General features: G+C 68.5%; 9 protein-coding genes. 5 read left to right on the top strand and 4 right to left on the bottom strand.

The genetic code is table 11. The annotated features are described in order from the left end of the window. Together IO36_RS42475 and IO36_RS42470 are read right to left on the bottom strand one after the other, a co-directional pair. The coding region (locus tag IO36_RS42475) for a M56 family metallopeptidase (protein WP_037628730.1) at positions 1-871 on the bottom strand (871 nt) is incomplete at its 3' end. A gap of 6 nt (positions 872-877) precedes the next feature. Then, a complete protein-coding gene (locus IO36_RS42470; RefSeq protein WP_037628728.1) occupies positions 878-1,267 on the bottom strand; it encodes a BlaI/MecI/CopY family transcriptional regulator in 390 nt (129 codons plus the stop codon). 185 nt (positions 1,268-1,452) lie between these two features. Between IO36_RS42470 and IO36_RS42465 the strand changes: the two genes are divergently transcribed. The 3 genes from IO36_RS42465 to IO36_RS47260 all read left to right on the top strand — a co-directional run bounded on the left by IO36_RS42465 (position 1,453) and on the right by IO36_RS47260 (position 2,659). Then, positions 1,453-1,719, top strand: a complete 267-nt coding sequence (locus IO36_RS42465) for a GlsB/YeaQ/YmgE family stress response membrane protein (protein WP_037628726.1) — start codon at positions 1,453-1,455, stop codon at positions 1,717-1,719. Between the two features lie 115 nt (positions 1,720-1,834). Beyond that, on the top strand, positions 1,835-2,410 hold the full coding sequence (locus IO36_RS42460; RefSeq protein WP_037628724.1) for a TerD family protein: 576 nt from the start codon (positions 1,835-1,837) through the stop codon (positions 2,408-2,410). 78 nt (positions 2,411-2,488) lie between these two features. Continuing rightward, positions 2,489-2,659, top strand: coding sequence for a hypothetical protein (locus IO36_RS47260; protein WP_158997790.1), 171 nt, complete (start codon positions 2,489-2,491; stop codon positions 2,657-2,659). Positions 2,660-2,863: 204 nt separating this feature from the next. Here the strand turns inward: IO36_RS47260 and IO36_RS42455 are convergent, their stop codons facing one another. Beyond that, positions 2,864-3,262 (bottom strand): YybH family protein, encoded by a 399-nt coding sequence (locus IO36_RS42455; RefSeq protein WP_037628722.1) that lies wholly within the window; start codon positions 3,260-3,262, stop codon positions 2,864-2,866. Between the two features lie 820 nt (positions 3,263-4,082). Between IO36_RS42455 and IO36_RS42450 the strand changes: the two genes are divergently transcribed. Together IO36_RS42450 and IO36_RS42440 are read left to right on the top strand one after the other, a co-directional pair. Next, positions 4,083-5,618 (top strand): hypothetical protein, encoded by a 1,536-nt coding sequence (locus IO36_RS42450; protein ID WP_037628721.1) that lies wholly within the window; start codon positions 4,083-4,085, stop codon positions 5,616-5,618. 739 nt (positions 5,619-6,357) lie between these two features. After that, positions 6,358-6,672, top strand: a complete 315-nt coding sequence (locus IO36_RS42440; RefSeq protein ID WP_158997788.1) for a hypothetical protein — start codon at positions 6,358-6,360, stop codon at positions 6,670-6,672. Positions 6,673-6,827: 155 nt separating this feature from the next. Here the strand turns inward: IO36_RS42440 and IO36_RS47255 are convergent, their stop codons facing one another. Next, entirely contained in the window at positions 6,828-6,983 is a 156-nt protein-coding gene (locus IO36_RS47255) for a hypothetical protein (protein ID WP_158997786.1), read from the bottom strand. Between the last annotated feature and the right edge of the window lie 146 nt (positions 6,984-7,129).

Below are 7,129 nucleotides of genomic sequence, written 5' to 3'. Positions count from 1 at the left end.
CCGACGCCGCCGTACCGGCGGCCGCCGTCCATACCGCCAGGCCCACCGTCGTGAACGCGGACGGCCAGGTGCGTACCACGACGGGTGCCGGGGCGAGGAGGGCGGCGACTCGACGTGGTACGGGTCCGGGCGCCGCGAGTCCCGCGAGGGTGGGCGCGGGGGCACTGCGGGAGACCAGCGCCGCTTTGCCGATCGCGCGCGCCACGGTGGGGCGGCTACCGACAGCCTCGGCCGCTTCCTCGTCCGCCCACCGCTCGGTCGTGTACGCGACCGCCGTCCGCAGGGGATGCAGGAAGGGGTTGGCCTGCGCGGCCAGTCGGACGGCGAGCAGGAAGCGGTGGTGGGAGGCGGCCAGGTGCGCGCGTTCATGCGCGAACAGGGCGCGTCGCTCGACCGGTTCGAGACAGGACAGCAGTCCTGTCGTCGCCACGACCCGGTCGCGTCTTCTGCCGGGCAACGCGTAGGCGTAGGGAACGTCGTCGGGGAGTACCGCCACCGAGGTCCCTGGCAGGCCGGCCAGTGCTCGGTGAGCCTTGAGGCGTACCCGCCAGTGTCGCCAGAGAGTTCTTCCGCACACGGAGGCCACCACCAAAAGGGCGGGTACGGCCGCCCGCCCGGCGACCTCGTCGTACGGCACGGCCGCGCGCACTTCCGGGTCCGACCAGCCGTCAGGCAGTGGATTGCCGGGCAGTTGGGCGGTGCCGACCACCATCAGCAGCCCGAGGCAGACGGAGCTGCATGCCGCCATGGCGCAGGCCAGGGTGGTCAGCAGTCGCGTGGCGGTGCGGGGATGAAGGTGATGCTCGGCGAGGCGGGCGATCGGCCACGCCGTGAGCGGCAGGACCAGCGGAAGAAAGACGAACACCCCCATGCGGATTCAGTCTTCCCCTTCGTCCTTCACCCGGCCCAGCAGTTCCCGCAAAACACGCTCGTCTCCCGGTCTCAGAGAGGTGACGAAGCTGGCCAACACCGCTTCCCGGTCGCTCTCGCCGTCCAGCAGCTTGCGCATCTTGTGGGCCGCGAGGCCGGCATGGCCGGGCACCGGCGTCCACACGAAGGACCGGCCCGCACGCTCGCGGGTCACCGCCCCCTTGGCCAGCAGCCGCGTGAGGATGGTGATCACGGTCGTGTAGGCGAGGTTTCCACCCAGGCGCTCCTGTACCCAGCCCGCGCTGGCCGGCCCGTCCGCCTCGCCCAGGGCCGACAGGACCAGCCCTTCCAGCTCGCCCTGCCCCCTACGCCGAGGGGGCTGTCGCTGGTCCGTCACGCCCTTCTCCCTTCCGCTGAACCGCAGTTCACAGGCGGTACATCGTACGGATCCCGGAGACGGCTTCACTGATACGAGCCATCGCGCGGCCGACCGCGTACCCTCTACACGATTGTAGAAGCGACGTCATCGGGGCGTTCGCTCTCCGCAGCATGCGGGGGACTGACGAGAGGGGAGCGGGAGATATGGGTGTCATCGCATGGCTGGTTCTGGGTCTGCTGGCCGGAGCGATAGCCAAGGCGGTCCTGCCCGGACGTGATCCGGGCGGGCTGATCGGCACGACCGTGATCGGCATCGTCGGCGCCTTCCTGGGCGGCTGGCTGTCGGCGAAGCTTCTCGACCGGCCGGTCCAGCGGGACTTCTTCGACCTCGCCACCTGGGGATCGGCGATCGGCGGCGCGCTGGTCCTGCTGATCGGATACCGCCTGCTCTTCGGCAACTCGCGGGACTGACGCATCACTTGGCCGAGCGTCGAGATCGTTCCCCTCATCAACATTTCTACAGTCCTGTAGAGTTCCCGGGGGTTCGCGCAGGGCCGGTCGGTACGGGCTTTTGGAGGAGAGCATCGTGGGAGTTTCCCTGTCCAAGGGTGGCAACGTCTCGCTCAGCAAGGAGGCGCCGGGCCTGACCGCGGTCCTTGTCGGGCTGGGCTGGGACGTCCGCACCACGACGGGCATCGACTACGACCTCGACGCCTCAGCGCTGCTCCTGAACGCGTCCGGCCGGGTCATCTCCGACCAGCACTTCGTCTTCTACAACAACCTCACCAGCCCGGACGGCTCGGTCGAGCACACCGGCGACAACCTCACCGGTGAGGGCGAAGGCGACGACGAGAGCATCAAGGTCAACCTTGCCGCCGTACCCGCCGAGGTCGACAAGATCACCTTCCCGGTCTCGATCCACGACGCGGACAACCGCGGCCAGAGCTTCGGCCAGGTCCGCAACGCCTTCATCCGCATCGTCAACCAGGCCGGCGGACAGGAGATCGCCCGCTACGACCTCTCGGAGGACGCCTCGACGGAGACCGCGATGGTCTTCGGGGAGCTGTACCGCCACGGTGCCGAGTGGAAGTTCCGGGCGGTCGGCCAGGGATACGCCTCCGGCCTGTCGGGGATCGCCTCCGACTTCGGCGTCAACGTCTGACGCCCTCATTCCCCTGCCGCCCGCGTGGTCACCCAATCCCACGCGGGCGGCAGGCTTCGTTCCGGCCAGGTTCCGAGCATGTCTGCCGCGGGCAACGGACGCCCCGGCGCCCACACCCCGGTCACCGCCCTCGTCCCGAACCTTGCCACCGCCGCCGGAGCCGACTTCGTGGACCAGACAGTATTGAGAGCCAACGAGACGAACTGGGGTCCGCCGGCGATGTGGGCGCGCCAGGTGATCTGCCCGTAGTGCACCTGATGATCAGGGAGAGGCCGCGGAGGCTGAAGCCGGCAGTCCGCTAACGCTCCCGCTGTTCTTTCTGGCTTGTCACGATGAGCCGCACTTTCCATACGGCCCAAGCCGCCTCCGCCGCGCCCAATCGGTCGTGCAGCTCCCTGGCTTGAAAGCGGGCCACGACGTCTCCCGCCGAGGGGCTTTCGGGCCGGGCACCTTTTACTCCGTCACCGTGTCGCCATGGCGATGGGCCACCTTCCACTCGCCATCTTCGCGCCGGTATACCTGGGTGGCCCGCAATGTGTATGTGCGCGGTTCTCCGTCGACCAGGGCACTGGTGTGCTCGAGGCCGACCGTGTAGGCCATCTCTTCCGACACGTCGCATGCCTGCAGTTCGAATACATACGAGGAACAGCCGGAGAAACTCTGCTCGAGCAGAGTGAAAAGCCTGTCAACCTCCTGCCGCCCGAGAGCGTTGCGCCACGCGCCCAGGACACTCACCGGCTCGTTGCGCGACCACAACGCCCGGCGGGGACCCGCATCGCCGTTGTGTAACGCTACCTCCGCCTCAAACAGGGCTGTATTCACCCACGCCAGGAAATCGTCGTGCTTGCTCATGTCCTCATGATGAGCCAGATGATCGGTACCTCCCCGGTCGACACATGCACCGCGGCACCTCCACTGCGGCCCCCGAGCTGTGACGGGGGAGGGGGTGGTGCGGCCCGGGTCTGCAGAGCCGCAATGACGGGCCCGGGCCGCGTGGGAGGGCCTGCCCCCACGGCACAAGCTGGGCCCTCGTCCACTGCGCGCCGGCCACGGCGGGCGGACACAGCCAGCGCGCATGATGTGAACGACAGACCCGCAGGTTCGACACGGCCTTCAGCGATCAAGATGGAGAGAGGCGAGGGGGCCTGATCCCGGTGTCGCAGGCAGGCGCAGGACCCACGGGGTAGGCGCTTCGGGCGGGGTTCCCTTGCGCGCTACACCGTTCAACGACGTCCACAGCCCTCAGAAACGAGACCCGTCGCGTTCATACCGTGCTGCGCGCCGTTCGCCCGGGCTGTGCGCGGAGTCGGCCACGGGGACCGGGCTGCTGGCGGCACGGCCACCGATCCCATCGTGATCACCAGGCCACGCCTGGTGGACCAACCGGCAAGCGGCAGGCGACTAGACGGAGAAGACCTGGCGAGCGAACGGCGACCATTTTTGGGAAGCTCGCCCGCCTCCTGAAGGACACGATCAACTGGTTCTGATCGGTGATCCACAGATCTTGACGATGGCTCCCTCGGGAGCTGCCCGCCTCCAGGACGCCGCACTGCGGGAGCAGGAGGGTGACCACACCCAGGAGTGGGGCACGCTCAGATACCCCCACACCGGCGTCCCTGGCAGCCCTCGTAATCTTCTCCGATCACTCATGACTCAGGGGACGACGGAATCAATGATCGGCAGCTTTGTGGGGACGTTGGTGATCCCCTTGGTCATAGCCGGGCTGGCTCGGTGGGCGGCGGCACGGAGACGGCGCGGTCTGGCGGCGGGCCGGCCCGTGCACTTCCGCTGCCGGCTCGATGGCCGCAAGGGCCGCCTGCTGGTCGACCAGCGCCTCGACGGGCCGGTCTTTCTGGACCGTTCTGGGAACACAATCGCCCTGACACGCGGCGGAGAGCCGCTGGAAGCCACGGTCACCACCCTCAACCGGGCGTCCGTTGAAAAGGTCGGCCTGCGTTACCGAACGCCCGAGGGCCAGGTGCTGCAGCTCGGCTTGGCCACGCACGACGCGCGTACCCTCGGCGCCTGGCTGGGTGAACAGACGGCCCCGGCGCTTGCCCGGCGGCTGCCGCTGCCGACGGCGCCGCCATGGGCGGTGCTCACCCTCGCGGCGTCCCTGTTCGTGGGCATGGCTGCTGCGGACGTCGCTCTGCTCGGCACGCGCACCACCGCTGAAGTCATCCGGGTGAACCATGACGATGACAGCTGCACCGTTGGCTGGGACGGCGGTTCGCAGCGTACGAGTGTGGACTGCGACATGACACACAGCCGTCCCGGCGGCCCGATCCCGATCGTCGCCCTGCCATGGCCCTTCCTCGGCGAGGCCGTCGACACGAGGACAACCCCGCTCGTGGTCGCCGTGCTCGGGGGCGGCTTCGGCCTCCTCGGCCTCGCGGGTGCGCTGGTCGTCAACCCGCTGGTCTGCGCCCGCCGCGTCCGGCTGGCTCGCCGGGCAGACCCTGCAGTCCTTCCACAGCCAGCCTCGGGTGACCAGGAGGCCACGGAAGGGTGGCCGACCCTCAAGGACGATCTGAGTTACGCGGGCCTTGCCGCCGCGGCCAGGCACGGCGATCGTCATCGCCCGGGCCCCAAGGTGACCCTGCCGCGCCGTGGTTCCGGACGCACGTCCGTGTCGCCGCGCGGCTGGGTTCTGGCCACCGTTCTCGGCACCGGTGCCTGGTACTTCCTGATCCTCTCCTGCGCTGCCATCCTCGACGACCACTTCCATCTGGGGCATTGGCGCTTCCTCGTGCTCGGTACGGTCGCCATCGTGTCCCTCGCCCGGATCGGCTGGTTTGCCCTCGACCGCTCCGCCTTCTGCGGTCCGGTGATCCGAGCTGTACGTTCGAGTGCCGGGGACGAGGCATGGCAGCCCATGCGCTACGTCCGCCTTTGCCGGGACCCCGGCGAGATGGTTCTAGTCCTGTTCCGACCGGAGGGTGGAAACGCGGCGGCTCCGCTGTTCCTCCAGCCGATATCCCGCTCCCGCGGCTACGGGCGCCGCACCGTCGGCGGCCCCGCCCCGGTGGGTGAGGCTCTGGTGTGCGACACCAGCGTCGGACTGCTGATCTGCGAGATCGACGGCGTCCGCTACCTCCCCAGCGGCCGTGCCACCGAGGCTGCTGCCGACCTCGCCCTGACGCGCAGCGAACTGCGCAGTTTCGCCGAAAGCCACGTCCGGCACCCGGGCAGGTCACGGTGGCCGTAGCAGGGAGCACGGACCGTGGCGCCGGCACCTTGGTCCGCGCGGTCGGCCAGGACGTGGCTCTGTACACGCGAACGAATTCGTGAGCATCGAACGTCGAAGGGGCACATGTCCGCCCGGCTACGACGGACGTGGATCGGCCGGTCCGCACGATGTGACCGGCTTGCCGCTGACGCTGTCGGTGACCTGCTGGCCCAAAGGGCCCTGCGCCGCGGGGCACCGGACGCCCGCCGCGGGCCCAGAGCCTGGCAGTGCAGTGCCACGGGTGAGGGACCGCCTTCGCGAAGGATGAGCGGGCGTCGCATATGTTCTGTTTTGGTTTCGGGTGGCCTGGCCGTGCCGTGGCAGCGTTCCTCCTCGAAGCCGAGCGCCAGCAGGAAGGTATGCAGGACGCTGGATGCGTACCGCCGGTGCCGTCCGGTTCCAGGGCACGCAGGTCGGCGTAGAGGATGCCGTCGGGGAACGCGCCGGCGTGCGCGTGCGCACAGAGCAGGGTCAGCGAGGTCTTGCCGACGCCAGCCGGGCCCGTCTCACGCTCAAGACGCGGCCGGGGGATGCGATGCCGATCACTCGGTTCTGAGCCGTTCGCTGGCCGGGCTGCGACTTGAAACGATCATCGGGTTGAATACTGCTTGGAACTGCCGTCACCTGGGGGGAACAGCACATGCCCGTTACCAAGCTTCTGAGACCCGCCCTCGTTGCCGCTCTCCTGGCCTCAGTCCCTGCCTGCGGAGCATCATCCGTGCCGGATGTCTCGGCGAGTACCAGGACCAGTTCGGGGGCCGCCGAGACGCATCGTTCGGCAAACCCAGAGCCGGTCGCAGCCACGATGCCCGATGTCATCGGCGGCAACGCCGGGCGCGCGTACGAGCAGATGGGCTCCGAACTCGACATGACCTTCAAAGACGCGAGCGGACAGGGCCGTCCGGTGGACGACCCGTCCGCGTGGAAGATCTGCAACTCCCAGCCGGGACCGAACCAGCAGATCACCGATTTCCCGGTGATCTTCGAGGTGGTGGAGGTTTCGGAGAGCTGCGAGGGCGCGACGCCGAAGTGATGTGCCGGGGACTCCGCCATCCGGCCACGACCGACCCGTGCTGTGCAACGGCGAGGCAGACCTTGTCTAGGCTGAGGCCAGCGACTGATACCAGCGGCTGACACCAACCTCTCGTCTTCGCTATCAGCAGGTCGGCGGGATCGCGTCCTCCTCTCTCACTTGCTCTTCTTGCAGTGGAGTTGCGTGTCGATCTGGCGTGCGGTCTTCGGGCCGCTGCTGATCCAGTACTGGCTGGCCTTCAGGTCCGCTTTGTGGATCGAGCCCGGGGTGAGGACGTCACCGCAGGCCGTCGCCGGAGGGGAGGGTGCCATGACCGCATGGTTCATGTTGGCCAGCGGATGCGCCTGGGCGATGGGAGTGTTGACCTTGAACGGTCGGCACGCAGAGCAGTACAGACATCAAGAATGGCGACGGGTCTGGCGTCGAGAGGCCCCTACGACGTACAGCGGCGATTCCC

The organism is Streptomyces aureus, assembly GCF_000725495.1.
Classification (GTDB): Bacteria; Actinomycetota; Actinomycetes; order Streptomycetales; family Streptomycetaceae; genus Streptomyces; species Streptomyces aureus_B.
The sequence above is the reverse complement of the archived record's forward strand: the minus strand, read 5'-3'. Positions and strand labels throughout refer to the sequence as shown.